The sequence below is a fragment of the Caballeronia sp. dw_276 genome (genome assembly GCF_018449635.1).
Taxonomy (GTDB): domain Bacteria; phylum Pseudomonadota; class Gammaproteobacteria; order Burkholderiales; family Burkholderiaceae; genus Caballeronia.
In genome coordinates, this window is sequence record NZ_JAAVUV010000004.1 from 385,138 (window position 1) to 405,113 (window position 19,976).

Annotated in this window: 20 protein-coding genes; 16 read left to right on the forward strand and 4 right to left on the reverse strand. The window is 58.5% G+C overall.

Annotated features, from left to right (window positions below):
• Nucleotides 1–6 precede the first annotated feature (6 nt).
• The 6 genes from HB633_RS10615 to HB633_RS10640 all read left to right on the forward strand — a co-directional run bounded on the left by HB633_RS10615 (nucleotide 7) and on the right by HB633_RS10640 (nucleotide 5,675).
• Nucleotides 7–1,440 (forward strand): aminotransferase class I/II-fold pyridoxal phosphate-dependent enzyme, encoded by a 1,434-nt coding sequence (locus HB633_RS10615; RefSeq protein WP_213778052.1) that lies wholly within the window; start codon nucleotides 7–9, stop codon nucleotides 1,438–1,440.
• Complete coding sequence (locus HB633_RS10620) at nucleotides 1,430–1,714, forward strand: helix-turn-helix domain-containing protein (protein ID WP_213778053.1); 285 nt, start codon at nucleotides 1,430–1,432, stop codon at nucleotides 1,712–1,714. The genes HB633_RS10615 and HB633_RS10620 overlap by 11 nt, the downstream gene beginning before the upstream one ends.
• Nucleotides 1,715–1,738: 24 nt before the next feature.
• Nucleotides 1,739–2,593 carry an AraC family transcriptional regulator gene (locus HB633_RS10625; protein WP_213778054.1) on the forward strand — a complete coding sequence of 285 codons (855 nt, stop codon included), beginning with the start codon at nucleotides 1,739–1,741 and terminating at the stop codon, nucleotides 2,591–2,593.
• Between the two features lie 45 nt (nucleotides 2,594–2,638).
• Entirely contained in the window at nucleotides 2,639–3,439 is an 801-nt protein-coding gene (locus tag HB633_RS10630) for a methyltransferase domain-containing protein (RefSeq protein WP_213778055.1), read from the forward strand.
• 145 nt (nucleotides 3,440–3,584) lie between these two features.
• A complete protein-coding gene (locus tag HB633_RS10635; protein WP_213778056.1) occupies nucleotides 3,585–4,559 on the forward strand; it encodes an ABC transporter substrate-binding protein in 975 nt (324 codons plus the stop codon).
• 24 nt (nucleotides 4,560–4,583) lie between these two features.
• Complete coding sequence (locus HB633_RS10640; protein ID WP_213778057.1) at nucleotides 4,584–5,675, forward strand: LLM class flavin-dependent oxidoreductase; 1,092 nt, start codon at nucleotides 4,584–4,586, stop codon at nucleotides 5,673–5,675.
• On the opposite strand, the gene pncA is transcribed toward HB633_RS10640, so the two are convergent.
• Nucleotides 5,672–6,340 carry a bifunctional nicotinamidase/pyrazinamidase gene (gene pncA, locus HB633_RS10645; RefSeq protein ID WP_255580876.1) on the reverse strand — a complete coding sequence of 223 codons (669 nt, stop codon included), beginning with the start codon at nucleotides 6,338–6,340 and terminating at the stop codon, nucleotides 5,672–5,674. The two genes, HB633_RS10640 and pncA, sit on opposite strands and share 4 nt — an antisense overlap.
• A 205-nt stretch (nucleotides 6,341–6,545) precedes the next feature.
• Here pncA and HB633_RS10650 point away from each other — a divergent pair, with 205 nt between their 5' ends.
• Nucleotides 6,546–6,968, forward strand: a complete 423-nt coding sequence (locus tag HB633_RS10650; RefSeq protein ID WP_213778059.1) for a GNAT family N-acetyltransferase — start codon at nucleotides 6,546–6,548, stop codon at nucleotides 6,966–6,968.
• Between the two features lie 38 nt (nucleotides 6,969–7,006).
• Here the strand turns inward: HB633_RS10650 and HB633_RS10655 are convergent, their stop codons facing one another.
• Together HB633_RS10655 and HB633_RS10660 are read right to left on the reverse strand one after the other, a co-directional pair.
• On the reverse strand, nucleotides 7,007–8,221 hold the full coding sequence (locus tag HB633_RS10655) for a YeeE/YedE family protein (protein WP_213778060.1): 1,215 nt from the start codon (nucleotides 8,219–8,221) through the stop codon (nucleotides 7,007–7,009).
• Nucleotides 8,222–8,342: 121 nt separating this feature from the next.
• Nucleotides 8,343–9,626: an Nramp family divalent metal transporter gene (locus tag HB633_RS10660; protein WP_255580854.1), complete on the reverse strand. Its 1,284-nt coding sequence runs from the start codon at nucleotides 9,624–9,626 to the stop codon at nucleotides 8,343–8,345.
• Nucleotides 9,627–9,913: 287 nt separating this feature from the next.
• Here HB633_RS10660 and HB633_RS10665 point away from each other — a divergent pair, with 287 nt between their 5' ends.
• The 6 genes from HB633_RS10665 (at nucleotide 9,914) to HB633_RS10690 (ending at nucleotide 14,495) form a co-directional block, all read left to right on the forward strand.
• Nucleotides 9,914–10,891: a beta-propeller fold lactonase family protein gene (locus HB633_RS10665; protein WP_255580855.1), complete on the forward strand. Its 978-nt coding sequence runs from the start codon at nucleotides 9,914–9,916 to the stop codon at nucleotides 10,889–10,891.
• A 39-nt stretch (nucleotides 10,892–10,930) separates the two neighbouring features.
• Nucleotides 10,931–11,911 (forward strand): sterol desaturase family protein, encoded by a 981-nt coding sequence (locus tag HB633_RS10670; protein ID WP_213778063.1) that lies wholly within the window; start codon nucleotides 10,931–10,933, stop codon nucleotides 11,909–11,911.
• A gap of 441 nt (nucleotides 11,912–12,352) precedes the next feature.
• On the forward strand, nucleotides 12,353–12,889 hold the full coding sequence (locus HB633_RS10675; RefSeq protein WP_213778064.1) for a PAAR domain-containing protein: 537 nt from the start codon (nucleotides 12,353–12,355) through the stop codon (nucleotides 12,887–12,889).
• Nucleotides 12,886–13,482: a PAAR domain-containing protein gene (locus tag HB633_RS10680; RefSeq protein ID WP_213778065.1), complete on the forward strand. Its 597-nt coding sequence runs from the start codon at nucleotides 12,886–12,888 to the stop codon at nucleotides 13,480–13,482. The genes HB633_RS10675 and HB633_RS10680 overlap by 4 nt, the downstream gene beginning before the upstream one ends.
• The gene (locus HB633_RS10685) at nucleotides 13,427–14,086 is read left to right on the forward strand and encodes a M35 family metallo-endopeptidase (protein ID WP_213778066.1); all 660 of its coding nucleotides are present in this window, start codon (nucleotides 13,427–13,429) and stop codon (nucleotides 14,084–14,086) included. The genes HB633_RS10680 and HB633_RS10685 overlap by 56 nt, the downstream gene beginning before the upstream one ends.
• Complete coding sequence (locus HB633_RS10690) at nucleotides 14,046–14,495, forward strand: hypothetical protein (RefSeq protein ID WP_213778067.1); 450 nt, start codon at nucleotides 14,046–14,048, stop codon at nucleotides 14,493–14,495. The genes HB633_RS10685 and HB633_RS10690 overlap by 41 nt, the downstream gene beginning before the upstream one ends.
• Nucleotides 14,496–14,545: 50 nt before the next feature.
• Here the strand turns inward: HB633_RS10690 and HB633_RS10695 are convergent, their stop codons facing one another.
• Nucleotides 14,546–15,229 (reverse strand): hypothetical protein, encoded by a 684-nt coding sequence (locus HB633_RS10695; RefSeq protein WP_213778068.1) that lies wholly within the window; start codon nucleotides 15,227–15,229, stop codon nucleotides 14,546–14,548.
• Nucleotides 15,230–15,831: 602 nt separating this feature from the next.
• Here HB633_RS10695 and HB633_RS10700 point away from each other — a divergent pair.
• From HB633_RS10700 to kdpB, 3 genes are all read left to right on the forward strand, one after another.
• Complete coding sequence (locus HB633_RS10700; protein ID WP_056359778.1) at nucleotides 15,832–15,927, forward strand: potassium-transporting ATPase subunit F; 96 nt, start codon at nucleotides 15,832–15,834, stop codon at nucleotides 15,925–15,927.
• The gene (kdpA, locus tag HB633_RS10705; protein WP_213778069.1) at nucleotides 15,924–17,732 is read left to right on the forward strand and encodes a potassium-transporting ATPase subunit KdpA; all 1,809 of its coding nucleotides are present in this window, start codon (nucleotides 15,924–15,926) and stop codon (nucleotides 17,730–17,732) included. The genes HB633_RS10700 and kdpA overlap by 4 nt, the downstream gene beginning before the upstream one ends.
• 120 nt (nucleotides 17,733–17,852) lie before the next feature.
• Nucleotides 17,853–19,910 carry a potassium-transporting ATPase subunit KdpB gene (gene kdpB, locus HB633_RS10710; RefSeq protein WP_213778221.1) on the forward strand — a complete coding sequence of 686 codons (2,058 nt, stop codon included), beginning with the start codon at nucleotides 17,853–17,855 and terminating at the stop codon, nucleotides 19,908–19,910.
• The last annotated feature ends 66 nt before the right edge of the window (nucleotides 19,911–19,976 follow it).

The window sequence follows — 19,976 nt, forward strand, 5'->3', positions numbered from 1 at the left end:
TGCATCGTGATGCTTTACGAAAAGCTTTCGGAAGAGGTAGAGGAATCGATACGGCGCGGCGTGTTCGCCGTTGGCGAACGGGTGCCGTCCGTGCGTCAGGCGAGCGCGCAGTACGACGTCAGCATCAAGACGGTCCTGCGTGCGTACGCGCTGCTGGAAAGCCGTGGCCTGCTTGAAACGCGGCCGCAGTCCGGCTATTTCGTACGCGAGATGCCGACGGCCAAGGGCGATGCGCCCGCTGTATCGCAGCCGCCGGCGGTGGCATCGAAGGTCGATGTCAGCCGCCTCGTGCTATCGACGTTGCGCTCGATCCGCTCCGAGGACGCGACGCCGCTGGGTTCGCCCTATCCGGACCCGTCGCTGTTTCCGTGGCGCAAGATCAACCAGTTGGCGAACGCCATCGCGCGTCGGCATTCAAGCTGGAACCTGATCGATGACTTGCCGCCCGGCAATCCCGAACTGATCCGGCAGATCGCGCGGCGTTATGCGGAGAACGGCGTGCCGGTGGATCCGGCCGAGATCGTGATCACGGTCGGCGCGACCGAGGCCATCAACCTGAGCCTGCAGGCCGTGGCCAAACCGGGCGACACCGTCGCGGTCGAATCGCCGACCTACTACGCGATGCTTCATGCCATCGAACGCATGGGCATGCGCGCCATTGAAGTGCCGACGCATCCGGCCGAGGGCATCGATATCGATGCGCTGGCAATTATCATCGGTGAACATGAGATTGCGGCGTGCATGGTCATGCCGAACTTCCAGAATCCACTGGGTTTCGTGATGTCCGATGCAAACAAGCAGCGCCTTGTCGCGCTGCTCGCGGCGCACGAAATTCCCGTGATAGAAAACGATGTGTACCAGGAGCTTTATTACGGCGACGCCCGCCCGTCGGCCCTGAAGAATTTCGATCAAAAAGGCCTCGTGTTGCATTGCGCATCGTTTTCGAAGAGCCTGACGGCGTCCTATCGCATCGGCTGGGCAATGCCTGGACGATACCTACGGCAAGTCGAGAAACTCAAATTCCTCAATACGCTGACTACGCCCTCTGTGCCCCAAGTCGCCGTGGCGGATTATTTGAAGCAAGGCGGTTACGACCATCATTTGCGCCACGTTCGCCGTGTGTACCGGCAGCAGGCGCGGCTCATGATCGCGACTGTGTTGCGCTTTTTCCCGGCCGGTACGCAGACCTCCGAGCCTATGGGCGGCTACGTTTTATGGGTCGAATTACCGTCGAATGTCGATTCGATGAAGCTCTACAAAGCGGCGCTCGATCGCGGCATCACGATTGGTCCCGGGACGATGTTTTCATCGCGTGATGCGTTTCGCCACTTCATCCGGCTCAACTACAGTTATCCTTGGAACATACAAACAGAAGCCGCGTTGAAAACGCTTGGCGAACTGGCCGCGAGCATGGCCGGCAGGAGACAGCATGAACGATGAAATCGATCCGGCGCTGATCGCGATCCTCACGCAATTGTGGCGTGCGGCGGAGGAGTCCCCCGCGCGGGCATGGTCGCTCGCGAAGTTATCGAAGCAATCCGGCTTGCCCATGAGCAGCTTGCGCCGGCAACTCACGGCGTTATCGGATACGGGTTTGCTTGATACCACGCCAAGCGATGCAGGCGTGCCCGCGGTTGCACTCACCGATGCCGGCAAGGACCTCTGCGCGCAGTTGTTCGCGCAAGGTGTGGAACCGGACCCCGGCGAACAATGAGGCGTTGCTCGATCTCATGAAATCATGAAAGCGCCTCCCGCTCATGCATGCAAAGTTGTCGGTTCTCCGTGGACCGGCGTGTATTGCACCGACATAGAAAGCGCCTGTCATTTCGGCAAGCACTGGCACGCGACCTACGGTCTTGGGTATCTGCAAAGCGGCGCGCAAAGCTCGGCGAGCGGCTGCGGCCAGGTCGATGCGTTTGCGGGCGACTTGATCACGACCAACCCCGGCGAGGTTCACAATGGCCGCCCGCTCGGCGGCGCTTCGCGCAGATGGCGCATGGTTTATCTCGAACCTGAAACGCTCGCATCGATGTCAGGCGATCAGCATATGGTCGCGCTGACGCGCCCGGTGATCCAGGACCCGCGGCTCGGCATTGCATTGAAAACGCTGCTTTGCCGGATTGAAAACTTCGATATCACGCAAGGTTCGAACAGTGCGGCTGCACTGGCGTGCGAAGAGTCGCTCGTTGAAACGTGCACGCTGTTGTTGAACGCTCATTCCACCGCACGCACCGAATGTGAAACCGCTCATGACGTCAGCCGTGTCCGTGATCGTCTCGCCGATGAATCGCTTGAGGCACCCACACTCGGCGACCTCGCGGCGATGGTGGATCTAAGCAGGTTCCAGGTTTTACGGCGATTCGAAAAAACTTACGGCGTGCCGCCGCACGCGTGGTTGTTGCTGCACCGCGCCGAACTCGCGCGGGGTCTTATCCGCAATGGCGCGAGTCTCGTCCAAGCAGCGGCCGACTGTGGTTTTGCGGACCAGAGCCATATGACCCGTATCTTCGCGCGGCACTTCGGGTTCACACCGGGTGCGTGGCGAAAGACCTTCTTTGAATCGCCCCGCAATAACATTCAAGACACGCGTTGACGCGCCAACGAAACTAGGCGGACCATCAACAGGAGGTCTGGTTTCATGAGCACTTACGTACATGGTTATCTGTCGCGGGAAAACAGCCGGCTGCACGATCAGGCGAGAACGCTCGCCGAATTGCTGCACACCGATACGATCTATCCCGCCGGCGCGACCGTGCTCGAAGCGGGGTGCGGGGTGGGAGCGCAGACGGTGACGCTGGCGCGGCAAAGTCCTGACGCACGCTTTGTATCAGTGGATATCAGCGCGCAATCCATTGATGAAGCAAGACGCAAGGCAGAGGCCGCGCAACTCACGAACGTGCAATTCCATCACGCCGATATCTTTGCGTTGCCATTCGAGGCAGATTCCTTCGATCACGTATTCGTCTGTTTCGTGCTGGAACATCTTCGCGATCCGGTCAAGGCGCTGAAGCGCCTTAAACATCTGCTGAAACCGGGCGGAACGATCACGGTCATGGAAGGCGATCACGGCTCGGCATTTTTTCATCCTGACAGCGCTGATGCACGTGCGGCGATTGCGAGTCAGGTCGCGTTGCAGCAACAGGCGGGCGGCAATGCGTTGATCGGCAGGCAGCTTTATCCGCTTCTCGCAGCTGCGGGTTTTGACGATCTGCGCGTATCGCCGCGGTTTGTTTATGTGGACGCGAGCCGTCCCGAACTGGCCGATGGATTCACGCGCAGGACCTTCACCGCAATGATCGAAGGGGTGCGCGCGGCAGCGTTGTCCGCCGGGCTGATCGAGCCGGAGGTGTTCGACCGCGGCATCGCGGATCTTTATCGTACGACTGAAGATGACGGCGTGTTCTGCTACACGTTCTTCAAGGCTATCGGCGTGAAATAGTGCAAATGTGCGGGTTGCCTTAATCAACTCACGCATCTTTCGATAGCAGAAAAATGCATTTCCGTCATGACTTCGATCCCGGTATTGTGAGCAGATAGGGTGCCGCTGCGCGCTCATTTTCCAATCTTCCACATCAAAGGTTTCCATGTCACTCCGGAATATCGCCGGTGCGCTGCTGCTCGCGCTCGGCGTTCAACATGCCTACGCCAAAGACCTCGTGACACTGAGCGTCGGCGAGCAGAATTACTACAACATCCAGGCGTCGATGGAAGCATCCGGCGTCTTGAAGGACCTGCCTTATCGCATCGAGTGGAAGCACTTTCAAGCGGCTGCGCCTATTGCTGAAAGTCTCAACGGCAATGCGCTCGATCTCGGTTTTCTCGGCGATTCGGGCTTGTTGACCCTTGCCGCGCGTGGCGCGCCGGTGAAGGTCGTGGCGGTCTCGCGGCAAAACCTGGATGGCGTCGCAATCGTGGTGCCGGGAAATTCGTCGGTGCACTCCATTGCGGACCTCAAGGGAAAAACCGTCGCGGTGTGGCGTGGTGCGTGGAGCCAGCAACTGGTGCTGCGCGCGCTTGAACATGCAGGTCTTCCTGCTGACTCTGTGAAGTACTCGTACCTGATGCCTGTGGATGCAAGCACGGCATTCGCTAACGGTTCCGTTGATGCCGTCTCGCTGTGGGAACCTTTCGTCAGCACGCTCGCATTGAAGCAGGGCGCGCGGCCGGTCATCACGGCGCAAGGGCTGATGCCCGCGCTGAGTTTCGTCGCTGCGACCGAGCAATCGGCAAGCGGAAAACGCGTTGAGATCGATGACTTTCTGCGCCGCCTCGTCATCGCGCGTAAATGGGTCGATACCCATCCGAAAGAATACGCGGACCTGTGGGCCAAACGCGTGAACCTGGATCCTGAAGTGGCATACCGATGGTTGTCGAGCGCGCATCAAAGCATTGGTCCTATTGACGACGCCGCCGCGCTGGACGCGCAAAACACGGCCGATTTTTTGAACAAGGCCGGCGTCATACCTCAGCCGTTCAATACGGCGAAGATCCTCGACCGCTCGTACACGGATGCCTTCAATGGCCGTGCCGTAAAAGTCGCAAGCGATACCGCGAAGTAATCACTTCATAAGGAAAGCCAAGCAATGCCAGTAGAAATCCTCGGCATGGTCACGGCAACGCCGGGCGCGGAAGTCGATGTTCCCGGCGGCGACGCCGTGCAGCCCGCGTATGTGCGCCGTTTCGCGCAAGTGCATGAAGCGGCGGGTTTCGACAAGGTGCTTGTCGGCTATTTCACGAACGCGGCGGACGGGTTTATCGTCAGTTCGTTCGTGGCGGCGGCGACCCAAACATTGGGCATTTTGCTTGCGCACCGGCCGGGCGTGATTGCGCCGACCGTGGCCGCGCGGCAGATCGCAACACTCGATGCGTTCAGCGAAGGTCGCCTCGCGCTGAACATTGTCACGGGCGGCGATGATACGGACCTGCATCGAGATGGAGATTTTCTCGATCACGACGCGCGTTACCGCCGTGCCGATGAATACCTAAGCGTGTTGCGCAGCATCTGGTTGTCGGATACCCCGGTGGATCACGAGGGCGAGTTTTATCGGGTCGAAGGTGCGTCGCCGGTTGTGAAGGGTGTGCAGCGTCCGCACGTGCCGATCTATTTTGGCGGTTCATCCGCGGCGGCGCTCGCGGTATCCGGCCGTCATTCCGATGTGTACATGACGTGGGGCGAACCGCTCGCATCGATTGGGGAGCAGATCGGCCGCGTGCGCGCAGCCGCCGCATTGCATGGCAGGTCGCCGCGTATCAGCGTCTCGTTTCGTCCCATTGTGGGCAACACCGAGGCCGAGGCGTGGGAGAAAGCCGAGCGCATACGCGAAGCAGTGCGTGCAAGACGCGTTGCCACGGGTCAACCCGTAAGCGGTCATGCGCCGCAGAATGCCGGCTCGCAGCGTTTGCTTGCAGCGGCGCAACAAGGCGACGTGCTCGATGAACGCTTGTGGATGGGCATCGCGAATCTCACGGGCGCGCGCTGGAACTCGACCGCGCTCGTCGGGACCGCCGGGCAGATCGCGGATTCGCTTGCCGCGTATTACCGGCTCGGCGTATCGACTTTCCTGATCCGCGGTTTTGATCCCGTGGACGATGCCATCACATACGGCGAACAGCTCATCCCGGCAATTCGCAAGCGCATTGCCGAGCTGGATCGCGAGAAGCGGATCGCGGCCTAAGCCGACACCACGTCCTTTGACTGAATCCGTTTCACGCCCGCCCGGTCCATGCTTTTCCAGGCGGCCGCGAGCGATCCATTGAGGTCGATGGCGCGCGTCGCGTCTTCGATCACGTACGCCTTGAAGCCCGCCTTGCGGGCGTCCATTGCCGTCCACGCGACGCAGAAATCGGTCGCCAGCCCGGTCACGAAAACGGTATCGATGTGCCGCTGCTTCAGGTACGCGGACAAGCCCGTCTTGGTCTTGTGATCGGCTTCCTCAAACGCGGAATAGCTGTCCATGTCCTTGTGATAACCCTTGCGGATGATGACTTGCGCCGTCGGCAGCTTGAGGTCCTTGTCGAGCGCGGCGTCATCGGTACCTTGCACACAATGATCCGGCCACAAGACTTGCGTGCCGTAAGAAAGCTGCGCCGTCTCGAACGGTTTCTTGCCCGGATGCGCGCTCGCAAACGACGCATGGCCTGCCGTATGCCAGTCCTGCGTGATCACGATGTTGTCGAACTTGCTGGCGAGTGCGTTGATTACAGGGACGACATCGGCGCCGCCCTTGACCGGGAGCGTGCCGCCATCGATAAAACAATTCTGCACGTCCACCACGATCAGCGCTGACCCGCTGCCCGGCCTGATTGCATTGCCGGCGGCAAAGGCGCGCAGGCTCCCCAACCCCAAAAGCTGAACGATGCCGAATGCTCCGGCCGCCTTGATCAGTGTCCTGCGATGGTTTTCTACCACGGTCAATCTCCCCAAGTCTGATTAGAAACCCAATCATAGAATCGCCAAAACTATTTGAACGCTCGATAGGTTTGGCGGCATGTTCTTATAAACTGCTGCCGGACAATCAATCAAACAGCACTTTGCAGGATGAACGATGGACGTGCAGATTCGGGAAATGGTACTCGACGATTACGATGCGGTGATCGCTCTCTGGCGAGAAACACCGGGCGTGGACATTCGCCCGGTGACTGACAGCAGGGAAGGAATCGGCCGCTTGCTGGCAAGGAACCCCGGTCTCAGCGTTGTAGCGTTCGATGCAAACACGCTGGTCGGTTGCGCGCTCGCAAGCCACGACGGTCGCCGCGGTTTCCTGCAGCATGTCGTGGTCGCGCCCGTTGCGCGTGGTCAGGGCGTTGCGCGCGAGATGATCGATATTTGTATCGAGCGCTTAAGGGAACATTACCTTGGATGGGTGCATCTGGATGTGGTCGCGGATAACGCATCGGCCAGCGCGTTCTGGCAAAAAGCCGGCTGGCATCCGGTCGAAACGTTGACGCGACTTTCGCGAAAACTTTAGGCCGAAGCGCAAAACGCGACGGCCCTTTAGTTCGACAATCAGCAGGCAGTAGGCTTCACCCGTTCAACGGCCAGACCGAACGCTGGACGCAGCCGCGTCCCGACCACATTGCCGAAAAACGCCGCAACGAGCCACACCCAGCCGTGCAGGCTGCCCGAAACTATGCCGCTGAAATAGGCGCCGATGTTGCAGCCATAAGCGAGTCGGGCGCCATAGCCAAGCAGCAGTCCGCCGACGATCGCCGCGATCAGCGAGCGCAACGGCAAACGCCATACTGGCGCATAACGCCCCGCAAGCCCCGCCGCCATCATCGCGCCGAGCACAATGCCAATGTCCATCACGGACGTCACATCGCGCGAAACCGGCGCGGCGAGCGCGGCGGCGTTCGCCTTGCTTGCCCAGTACGGCCAGCTCGCGACATCGAACCCAATTGCCGATGCCGCCTTCGCGCCCCACAACGCAAACGCCGACGTGATACCCCATGGCCGCCCCGAAAGCGCGAGCGTGGCGAAGTTGAGCAACGCGAGCGCAATCGCGCCGGCGACGAGCGGCCACGGCCCGTGCAACCAAGGCGATGCGTGCGGCGGCTGCGTATGTGCGGCGACAAGCCGGCCATGCCGCCGTTTTTCGATCACGACCGTGATCCCTGCGATGGCCGCAAACACCGCCCAGTTGAGCGCGAGCGCGGGACCCGCGCCGAGCGACTTGACAAGCGAAATGGGCTGAAGTGACGGCAACGCCGTCCAGAACGGCATATGGGCTGTGGCGACAACCGAGCCGACGATAAACGCGACGAGCGTCACGATCATGCGCGTGCTGCCACCGCCCACGGTGTACAGCGTGCCCGAGGCGCAGCCGCCGCCGAGCTGCATGCCGATACCGAATATGAACGCACCAAAGACAACCGACGTTCCTGCCGGCGAAACGAGCCCCGTGACCGGCATGCCGAACAACGAGCCGGCTGCAAGCGCCGGGAAGAACAGCGCAACGCCGACCGCGAGCATGACCATTTGCGCGCGCAGGCCGGCGCCGCGGCCATCGGCAATGAAGACCCGCCAGGCCGACGTAAAACCAAACGCCGCGTGATAAAGCGTGACGCCGAGCAGCGCACCGACAATATAAAGCGCGGCCTGCCGGCCGTTGACGGTTTGCGCGAGATACAGCGCGCCGGCAAGAATGAGAAGCGCGGCAATGCCGAGCGGCTTGGGATCGACGCTGAAACGGCGTGATACCGGTGAGGCTAGATCGGACATTCGGTGCTCCGCGAGAGGGTTGCAAAACAGGCATTTTCTCGCGTTCGAGGAGCGTACGGGGTTAAAACCTTCGTGAACCACACACCTTTACATCGGCACATTCAACGTCGGTTTTCAGCCTTCACGCATCCGGCAGACCCGGAATGCTTATGCCAGCTGCCTGAAGCAGCAAAACCATGTTGAGCGCCAGCACGGCGACGGCTGCAACAATCGATGCTGCTCTAACGAGCGTTCTATTTTGATAATGGCCCATGACTTTCTTGTTGCACGTAAACCAGACGAGCGCGGCCATCGGAAAGGGCAACGCGAGACTCAGCACGACCTGGCTCATGACGAGCGCTTGCGTCGCGTTCACGCCCAGCCATACGACGACAAAACTCGGAATCATCGTCAATGCGCGGCGCAGCCAAAGTGGAATGCGGAATCCGACAAAACCTTGCATGATCATCTGCCCGGCCATGGTCCCGACGACAGAACTCGAAATACCCGACGCGATCAGCGACAAAAGAAAAATGCCGGCCGCGGCAATCCCCAAAAGCGGCGCAAGCGTGTGATAAGCCGTTTCGATCTCCGCCACTTCCGGATGTCCCGAATGAAACGCGCCGGATGCCATGATGACCATCGCAATGTTGATCATGCCGGCGATGGTCAAGGCAATGACCACTTCCACGTTGGAAAACAGAATGATCTTCTTGCGTTCGACTTCGGTGCGCGCAGGCAAGCGCCGCTGCGTCAATCCCGAATGCAGGAACAGTGCGTGAGGCATGACCGTCGCACCGATGATGCCGACTGCAATCGTGACCGCTTGCGCGTCCTGCAATGACGGCGAGAAGAGGTGCAAGCCGACTTGTCCCCACGCGACAGGCGTAATGAAAAGCTCCGCCAGATAAGACAAACCGATAATTCCCACCAGCGCGCCAATAACCAGTTCAAGCGGCCGATATCCCGCTTTCTCGAACATCAATAGGCCGTAAGTGATGACAGCCGTCACCGCCATGCCGACCAGCAGCGGCATGTGAAACAGCAGGCTAAGCCCGATAGCGCCGCCTAGAAATTCCGCGAGATCGGTTGCCATGGCGGCGACTTCGCTCACTGCCCACATTAAATAAACGAGCGGCTTGGGAAAATTGTCCCGGCATAGTTCCGCTAAATTCTTCCCGGTGACAATGCCAAGCTTTGCGGAAAGTGACTGGAATAGCATCGCAATCAGGTTGGCGAGCAATACAACCCACAATAATCCATAGCCATAGCGCGCCCCGGCCTGAATATTCGTCGCGAAATTGCCTGGGTCCATGTAAGCGACAGAGACAACCACCGCCGGTCCCGCAAAGGGAAGCAGGACCGCCAAGCCTGTACGGCGTCCGTCGAGCACTTCCTGCATGGCAAGCGTGGTGCTTTCGCTCATGGACTGGCTAGTTTCCTTGCGCGCCCGGTCATCCATTAATCGACTCGATACGTTAGAGATAAAGGGTTCGCGTAAGTGCGGCTGCTGGCGATCGCTTGTCGGTCCGTCCGGCGGCATACGTGCAATGCTTCAATAGCTTAATATTGCGCTCGCTAAGCGAGGATCTTTAGTCCTTAGCGAATAATCCGCAGTCATTTTGAGCTATCAAAGCACAATTTTGGTCTTCCCGGACCTCCCTCGAATTAATTCCTTTCACTATGCGTCGAACTGTATTCAGAAACCTTTCAATGATGGCGCTGGTATCCGTACTGGCTTCCAACGCCGCATTCGCCGCAATCGCTCCGGATTCGAAAGTCATCGTGCTGGATTCCGGCGAAGCAAAACTTACGCTTATCGATGAGGCCGCACACAAGGTGGTCGGCACGCAGCCTACGGGGAAAGAACCGCATCATTTGATGATCACGCCCGACGGCAATTCCCTCATCGTCGCAGATTCGGTTTCGAATGATCTGATCTTTCTCGATCCGCATAGCGGCAAGGTGCAAAAGCGCTTGGAAGATATCGAGGATCCGTATCAGCTAGGGTTTTCTCCTGACCATAAGTGGTTCGTCACGGCCGGCTTGCGGCTGGATCGGATCGATATTTACAAATACGACGGCCACGATTTGACGCTCGCCAAGCGTGTTCCGCTTGCAAAAACGCCTAGCCACATGACGTTTTCATCGGATGCGAAAACGGTCTTTATTACCTTGCAGGACTCTGGCGAACTTGCAGCCATCGACCTGGCGACGCAAACGGTGAAATGGAAGATGCCGGTGGGCAATACGCCGGCGGGATTGTGGATGACGCCGGGCGACAAGGAGTTGCTCGTGGGCATGACCGGCGAAGACGATGTCGCCGTGGTCGACTGGCATAAGCAGCAAGTCATCAAGCGCATTCAGACGGGCAAGGGCGCGCACAACTTCCGCAACCTTGACGACGGCAAGCATGTCGCGCTGACCAATCGCGTGGCGAGCACGATCAGCATTATCGATTACACGACGCTGCAAAAAACCGCCGACATCACCGGTCTTTTGCCCGGACCGGATGACATGGAACTGTCCGCGGATCGCAAGACCTTGTGGGTCACATTCCGTTTTGCGCGCCACGTTGGCGTGATTGATCTGACCACTAACAAGCTTGTCGATACCATCGCCGTCGGGCGTTCGCCGCACGGGATTTACTTTGCCAATCACGCACCGGTGTATGCGCCGAATCCGGACTGAGACGCGCCGTATTCATTGACAAGGCAGGAGAGCATCTGGATGGTTACTGAAATTCTCGCGCAACTCGACAACGCGGTGGGGAGTCTGCAGACACTGCTTTACGTCGATGTTGTCCAGCCGATCTTCTTCAAGGTCGGCCTGATGGGTTACGACGAAGACACTTACGACGCGCTGTATTGGGTGATCATCGGCGCGCTGGAAGTGTTGGCGACGTTCGCTATTCTGCGCCCGCTGGAGGCGCTGCGTCCTATCGAAAAATGGCAGGACAGGAAGGCGGTTCGTTCAGACGTTTTTTATACGTGGATCGCGAAGCTCGGCATCATCAACCTTGCGTTCTTTTTCCTGCTGACGCCGGTCTTCAATCATTGGCAAAGCCTGATGGTGATCCACGGCATTCCGAATATCGATGTAGACAGCTTGTGGCCCGGTGTGACCGATCAACCGGTTGTGTCGTTCGTGATCTATCTGATCGTGCTGGATTTCGCGGGGTACTGGTATCACCGCTGGCAACATCGCTTTGGCGTGTGGTGGGAATTGCACGCGGTTCATCATAGCCAGCAGCAAATGTCGCTATGGGCCGACGACCGCAATCATTTTCTCGATGACATGATCCAGGCGGCGTTCTTTGCGGGCGTTTCGCTTTTCATTGGCGTGGAGCCGTCGCAGTTCGTCGTGCTGGTGGCGCTCAGCAATGTGCTGCAAAGCATTCAGCATGTGAACGCCCGGTTGCCATTCGTGCCCTTGCTCGATCGTCTGCTGGTGAGTCCCACGTTTCACCGGCGTCATCACGCGATTGGCTATGGCCACGAAGGTACGCGTTATGGCTGCAATTTCGGCGTGCTGTTTCCGTGGTGGGACATGCTGTTCAAGACGGCTTCGTGGAATCGCGCGGTCGAGCCAACTGGAATCCGGGATCAGTTGCCGGCGCCGGCGGGACTCGGCCGCAACTACGGAACGGGCATGTGGGCGCAGCAGTGGCATGCGTTTGCGCGTATTGCGCAGCGGTTGCGGTCCGAATAGTTCCAGATACTTCTCTGCTGCAACCAACGCCATGCGCTTCGCGCATGGCGTTTTTTATTGGCCACGCCAAAACATCTTATTCGTCTGTATACAGCTCACCGTGATTCAAGTGGGACAGCGACCATACCGCTAAGAATGGCCTGTCATGCCACCGCAGGTGCGGCAGGCTTCGCCAAATCAGTCATGCCGCAGAGCGCGCCAAAAAGACCGAAACCTACCCGCTTGGATCACTGCGTGCTGTTCGCATTAATATTTTTTTCTGCTGACTAGCGAATCAGGGTGGGCCGCCGCGAGACACAGCGATGAAGAAGATAGGTAGCGCGTTGATAGGGCGGTTTTCCGTTGACTAAGACTCGTCTGATAGACATGACCAACGCACACTCGTAAAAAGCACGTTCACACTTTTAACTTTTCTCCTGCGAAAAAAAGGGCGTGCACATAGTGAAACGATTCGTTATCAAGCTCTACGACAAGTCAACCAGCGGCGCGTTCGTCGTTCAAGGAGCGGAACTAGGCACCCATCACGGAACGCCGATAGCAACCGTTGGGTCACCGATATATTGCCCGGCTTGCAAGTCGGATGGGCACATCGTGGCGACCGGTCCGCGACACCCTTTGTCTATCGGTGGCAAAGAAGTCGCCCTTGAGAATGATTGGGGCTTGTGTAAATGCAGGCCACCGCCGCGCATGATTGCGTCACAAGGCACGATGTCTCAGTCGTTCACCAGCGAAGAACTGGCAGCCCAAGGCTATACGCCGACGGGTGTTCCGTTTTTGCGCCACTACGACGAAGGAATCAGACTGCGCGACAGCAATACTCTACGTCCAATCGCGAACGTTCCATATCGAATCAAAGACGGCTCGCAGATCCTGACAACGGGTGTAACCGATGCGAATGGTCGGATAGTGCGCGTCGTGACAGATAAAGCTTCGAATATCGTGATAGAGATACAGCACGCGGGAGCGACCCGCCGATGATGCGATTGCTGTTGTGTATCGGCGACGAGCCAGAAACCAGGGGCTTCATCGATCCCGCATCAGGTGGGTCGTTCAGCATTCGAGGTCATCGAGTCGCGTTGATCGGTGCATCTGTTCACTGCAACGCATGCAATAAGACGGGACCTATCGTTAAAGCTGGTGGCTCCCGGCGCTCGTGGTATCGCGGCGTTGAGGTAGCGCACGACGGCGATATCGTGCTTTGCAAGTGCGCAAAACCGCCCCGCATGATCTCAACGATGCAGAACACGTCAACAAACGATGACATGATCGAATCGCGGGGGAAGGTCGATGACTATCGAGCCGGACCCGCATACCTCGGCGATGGCGCCGGTCACTTCGACCAGGCGTTCACGCTGAAGGATCGATATACCGGGCAGCCTTTAGCAGGCGTTCGCTATCGCGTGCAATCTGCGAGCGGTGTCATTCATAGCGGCATCACGGACCGGACAAACAGCGCGCATACACGCGGCATGCGCGGAAAAAATAACAATCCAAATTCAACACTGAGAGGGGCTTATGCCGGATGGAACTTGGATAGAAGTAGGGACGGCCACCACGAACCGCACGCCTGATTCAAACGTGGATATTTTTCTGGATCTCGATGCGCCTCCAATTTGCCCCAACATGACGGATGCCGAGTTTCGAAACAAAGTTATGAGATTGACGACGGAAGCGAACGAACAAGTTCAAACGAGGCTTGCCGGACTGCGACGTTGGTCTAATGCAGATCGCGATCGAGTGAAGACATGGTTTGGCACCAGCGACGATGCGACCAAAACCGAGTTAGTCGGCGGCCTGACTCGACTAAGCACGGTTCTGGCTGGTTTGAAACCTACCAATTTCGTTCGGTCCAATTCAACCGCCGACAAAGCAACTGGATGCGCGCCGAACTTGAAAAACCTGAGCGGCGAAGTAGCTCATGTGTGCGCGCCTGACACCGCAACATACACCATTTCGATCAGCCTTAACTTCTGTAACTTACCCGATCGATCCGCTGGCAGACTGGATTCGAAGCAACTTACCATCGTGCACGAAGCATCGCATTTCTACGACACGTTTAAATCAATTGATCATGCCTATACTCAATACAACACTCGACGCCTTGCACAAACAAACCCCGAACTTGCAATCGCAAATGCTGACAGCATTGCGTGGTATGTCTTATGTGCTGACTAGCGCGGTGCTGTGCTTCGCGCCAATATCTGCTGCGGCGTGCAGCTTGGCTTTGCAGATGTCAGCAACCATGTCGCCAAATTCAGCCGACCTCACCAATGGTGATCGCCTGCGTCTGGTTGAACTCATTATCAACGTGCGGAATCTCCCGTTGCCTAGCCAAGCAATTGTGTACGGGTATGCTTTGCCAGATGAACGCAATCCTGTCGCGCTCGCGATGCGGCGGACGCAATCCGTCGTGAAATTTCTTGCTGAAATGGGCGTTCCGACTACCGACGTGGTTCACGTCGAAAGTACCATTGTACCGGCCAGCAGCAAGCGCGAAGAGACCGCGCTTGCAGACGTACAGTTTTCACCGATTTGTCCGGCCGGGGGGTGCGGATTCCTTTGCAATACTCCTATTGAAAGGTGATGCACAAAATGTCCTCGCCGACCAAAGTGGCGTGAGAAGGGTGAGGCGCGTCAATGCAGGATCTGGCGCGCTTCGTTCGGCCCGTAACTCCAGCGTGACGTGTGCGGGTTGAACGTCGCGTAGTCGATTGCCTCGTGAATTGGTTCGCCGACGGGTCCGATCGTGACCCGGCCGAGCGCCTTTTCCGCAATGCCCTGTAGTTGCGCAGCGCCGGCGGCGGTGGTGCCTAGCGCATTCATCTTTGCGATCGTGCCCGCGTGATCTGGCTCACCCATTAGATTCCATCGTTCTTCCATCGTCTCGAATGTGCGTTCGTCGAACTTGAACGTGACGGGCGCCGATGGCTGACCGAGCGGACCAAAACATTCCTGGTAGTGAGGCAGTAACAGGCAACCCGACTGACCCCGTAAGAGTTCGCCGCGTGCGTTCGCATTGAACGCGAAGACTAGGTTAGTCCACGCCTTCCCCAGCGTTTCTACGGTGTATTGAAACCCGATAGCCTCAAGAGGATGACGAACCCACTCTTGCCCCAAAGTTAAAGCGTGAAGCCGGTAGATTTCGGCATCGAGCGCGGAAACGAAAAGAACGATTCCCGGCTCGCTTTCGCTACCGCCAATCCAGAAGGATTCGATGGACTCGCCGGGTTTGCCTTGATGGAGTAGGACGGTAAGGCCGAACGGTGCGATATAGCGCGTTTGCAGCTTGCTTTTGGGGATGGGCGAAACAGTGAACATCTATGCGTCTCCTGGGTAAAGTCATCTCAGGAGACGATGCCAAAAATATACGGTCGATAAGACATATCCGAGTTCGTCGAGTGTCGTAGCAGGGTGTAGGTATCTGACACCCTGCTACGACAATTTCATTTCGATGGGTTCTGTTTTTCGACCCACAGGTCGAGCGCTTGCCAGGTAACCAAAACAATCCGCCCGTATGGTCGCATCTCGGTCGGCCTTTTTCCCGCTTTACGCATTTGTCGACAGGTGGTTTGTGACAGATTAAAGCGCCGGCAAAACTCCGCGATCGAAACCTCGCTGTTTTAATCGGCTAACACGTCCTTTGCGCGACTCGATTCCGGGCTATCAACGGTCGTTGTTGCTTTGTTTATTGGCCACGCCAAAACATCAGTTATTCGTTTTTACACGTTTTTTACACCCGCAGCAGTTCTCTTTGCCAGCCGTTTACACGCGATCAACTAACCTTCAGCACGTCCAAATCCGCTACGGGAGATCAAAACAATGGACCTGCTTTATATCGCCGGCATCGTCGCCTTCTGGGCTTTATGCGCGGCCCTGACCATCGGTTGCGACAAGTTGCGTCGCGCTCCGGGAGGCCGCCCATGACCACCTGGATGCTAGTGCTGGCCGGTGCCTCGACACTGCTCTTGTTCGTGTACCTCGTGTACGCATTGCTGCGTGCGGAGGATCTGGAATGAACGCCAATACCTTGTTTCAAGCGGGCCTTTTCATTGTCGTATTGATCGCGCTCGCGGTTCCTATCGGCCGTTATATAACGAGCGTGCTCGACGGCTCGTCCGTGGTGGTTCGCCGTATCGGCCGCCCGATCGAATCCGTGTTGTACAAGCTTGCAGGCGTCGACGCCAAAGCCGAAATGTCGTGGAAGCATTACGCCCTTGCCGTGCTTGCGTTCAATGCGCTCGGCACGCTCGTTGTGTTCGGATTCCTGCGCCTGCAGCAATGGTTGCCGTCGAACCCGCAAGGCTTCGGCCCGATGACACCGGATGGCGCGTTCAACACGGCCGTCAGTTTCGTCACCAACACGAACTGGCAGGACTACACGCCTGAAGCAACCGCGAGCTACCTGTCGCAGATGGTCGGCTTGTCGGTGCAGAACTTCTTGTCGGCGGCAACGGGTATTGCAGTTGTAGTTGCGCTGATTCGCGGCTTCGCGCGTCATACGGCGACGACGATCGGCAACTTCTGGGTCGACCTGACGCGCATCACGCTCTACATCCTCGCGCCGATGGCAACCGTCATTGCGCTCGTGTTCGTGAGCCAGGGCGTGATCCAGAACTTCGAAGCCTATCGGGACGTCGGCACGCTTCAGACGACGACCTACCAGACGCCGAAGACGGACGCGCAAGGCAACGCGGTGAAGGATGCCAAGGGCAATGCCGTAATGGTCGACAACAAGGCTGACAAGCAGACGCTCGCAATGGGCCCGGTTGCTTCGCAAGAAGCGATCAAGATGCTTGGCACAAATGGTGGCGGTTTCTTCAACGCGAACTCGGCCCATCCGTACGAAAACCCGACGCCGTTTTCCAATTTCGTCCAGATGCTATCGATGCTGATCATCCCGGCAGCGCTGTGCGTGGTGTTCGGAAGAATGGTCGGTGACAGGCGGCAGGGTTACGCGATTCTCGCCGCCATGACCATTGCGTTTTCGATTGCATGCTGGGGCGAAATCTCGTTCGAGCAAGCCGGCAATCCGCTGTTTGCATCGCTTCATGTCGATCAGAGCGCATCTCCGCTGCAAGCGGGTGGCAACGCCGAGGGCAAGGAAACGCGCTTTGGTATTGCACAGTCGGGCATCTTCACGGTCGCAACTACGGCGGCTTCGTGCGGCGCGGTGAACAACACGCACGACTCGCTGACGCCAATGGGCGGCTTCGTTCCAATGTTGTTGATCCAGCTCGGTGAAGTGATCTTCGGCGGCGTGGGTTCGGGTCTCTACGGCATGCTCGTTTTCGCGATGCTCGCGGTGTTTGTTGCTGGTTTGATGATCGGACGAACGCCCGAGTACATCGGCAAGAAGATCGAATCGTACGAGATGAAGATGGTGGCGATCGTGGTGCTGTTGACGCCGTTCCTGGTGTTGCTGGGTGCGTCGATTGGTGTGCTGACGACAGCTGGGACGGCGGGTATATCGAACCCTGGACCGCATGGTTTCTCCGAGGTTCTCTACGCCTATAGCTCGGCCGCGAACAACAACGGCAGCGCGTTTGCGGGCCTCACGGTGAGCACGCCGTTCTACAACATCACGACCGGCATTGCGATGTGGTTCGGCCGCTTCGGTTCGATCATTCCGGTGCTCGCCATTGCGGGTGCGCTGGCCGCCAAGAAACGTATCGCCACGACTGCCGGCAGCTTGCCGACCCACGGTCCGTTGTTCGTCGTGTTGCTGCTCGGCACAGTTGTGCTGGTAGGCGCGCTGACGTATGTGCCCGCGCTCGCGCTGGGCCCGATCGTCGAGCATCTGATGATGCTTGCGGGCAAATAAGCGGTCACTGATACAGAGGAAAGTATGAACACAATTGTCAAACCGCCAGTGAAGACGCCCAACAAGGCGCCGGAGAAAAATCCGGAGCCTACCGGCCATTCACGCTCGGCTGCACGTTCCATGTTCGATCCGGCCATTGTCATGCCGGCGATCGCCGACTCGTTCAGGAAGCTCGACCCGCGCACGCAACTTCGCAATCCGGTGATGTTCTGCGTGTATGTGGGCAGCATCCTGACGACCGTGCTGTGGGTCGCCGCATTGTCAGGCCAGGCCGAGGCGCCCGCGGGTTTCATTCTCGCGGTGTCGCTGTGGCTGTGGTTCACGGTGCTGTTCGCGAACTTCGCCGAAGCGCTGGCTGAAGGCCGTTCCAAGGCGCAGGCTGCGTCCTTGCGCAGCGCCAAGCGCGACGTCATGGCGAAGAAGCTGGACAAGCCCGATCACAAGGGCGCAATCCAGATCACGACCGCGACTGACTTGCGCAAGGGTGATGTCGTGCTCGTGGAAACGGGCGACGTGATCCCCGCCGACGGTGAAGTCATCGACGGTGTTGCTTCCGTCGATGAATCCGCCATCACGGGTGAATCGGCGCCGGTCATCCGTGAATCGGGCGGTGACTTCACAGCCGTCACGGGCGGTACGCGCGTGTTGTCTGACTGGATCGTGGTGCGCGTGACGGTCAATCCGGGCGAAGCGTTCCTCGACCGCATGATCGCGATGGTCGAAGGCGCGAAGCGTCAGAAGACGCCTAACGAAATTGCGTTGACCATCTTGCTGGTCGCGTTGAGCCTGGTGCTGTTGTTTGCGACCGCGACGCTGCTGCCGTTCTCGATGTTCTCGGTCGGCGCAATGAAAGCCGGGCACGTAGTGACGATCACGGCGCTCGCGGCGCTGCTCGTGTGCCTGATACCGACGACCATCGGCGGTTTGTTGTCAGCCATCGGCGTGGCCGGCATGAGCCGCATGATGCAGGCGAACGTGATCGCGACGTCGGGCCGTGCGGTGGAAGCCGCCGGTGACGTGGACGTGCTGTTGCTCGACAAGACCGGCACGATCACGCTGGGCAATCGTCAGGCTTCGAGCTTTGTCCCGGCGCCGGGTCTTTCCGAGCAGGACCTTGCCGACGCGGCGCAACTCGCATCGCTCGCCGATGAAACGCCCGAGGGCCGCAGCATTGTCGTGCTTGCCAAGCAGCGCTTCAACATTCGCCAGCGTGAGATGGCGGCGCTGCACGCGACCTTCCTGAACTTCACGGCGCAGACGCGCATGAGCGGTGTCGACTTGCCGGATCGCGAGATTCGCAAGGGCGCGGCCGAAGCGGTCAAGACGTACGTGGAGCGTAACGGTGGGCGCTATCCGCAGGAAGTATCGAATGCGGTCGATGAGATCGCACGTCGCGGCAGCACGCCGCTGGTCGTAGCTGAACGCAGCGATAACGGCGCGCGTGTTCTTGGCGTGATCGAGCTGAAAGACATTGTCAAGGGCGGCATTAAAGAGCGTTTTGCCGAGCTGCGCAAGATGGGTATCAAGACCGTGATGGTGACGGGCGATAACCGCCTGACCGCCGCTGCTATCGCGGCCGAAGCGGGTGTGGACGACTTCCTGGCGGAAGCCACGCCCGAGGCCAAGCTCGCGACCATTCGCAGCTATCAGGCTGAAGGCCGCCTTGTCGCGATGACCGGCGACGGTACGAACGACGCCCCGGCGCTCGCTCAAGCCGACGTAGCGGTCGCGATGAACACCGGTACGCAAGCGGCGAAGGAAGCCGGCAACATGGTCGACCTCGATTCGAACCCGACCAAGCTGATCGAGATTGTGGAGATCGGCAAGCAGATGCTGATGACGCGCGGCTCGCTCACCACGTTCTCGATTGCAAACGACGTGGCCAAGTACTTCGCAATTATTCCGGCAGCGTTTGCATCGACGTATCCGCAATTGCGCGTGCTGGATGTGATGCATCTGACGTCGCCTTCATCCGCCATCTTGTCTGCGGTGATCTTCAACGCGCTGATCATCGTGGTGTTGATTCCGCTGGCATTGAAGGGCGTGAAGTATCGCCCGCTGGGCGCGGCGTCGCTGTTGCGCCGCAACCTGCTGGTGTACGGCCTCGGCGGTATCTTGCTGCCGTTCCCGTTCATCAAGATCATCGACATGATTTTGACCGCGTTTGGCTGGGCTTGAAACTGAGGGCAGGCGGCCGGGGTCGCGTTTTTGAAAGTGCTCCGGCCGCTCCGACGTTCGCTTTTT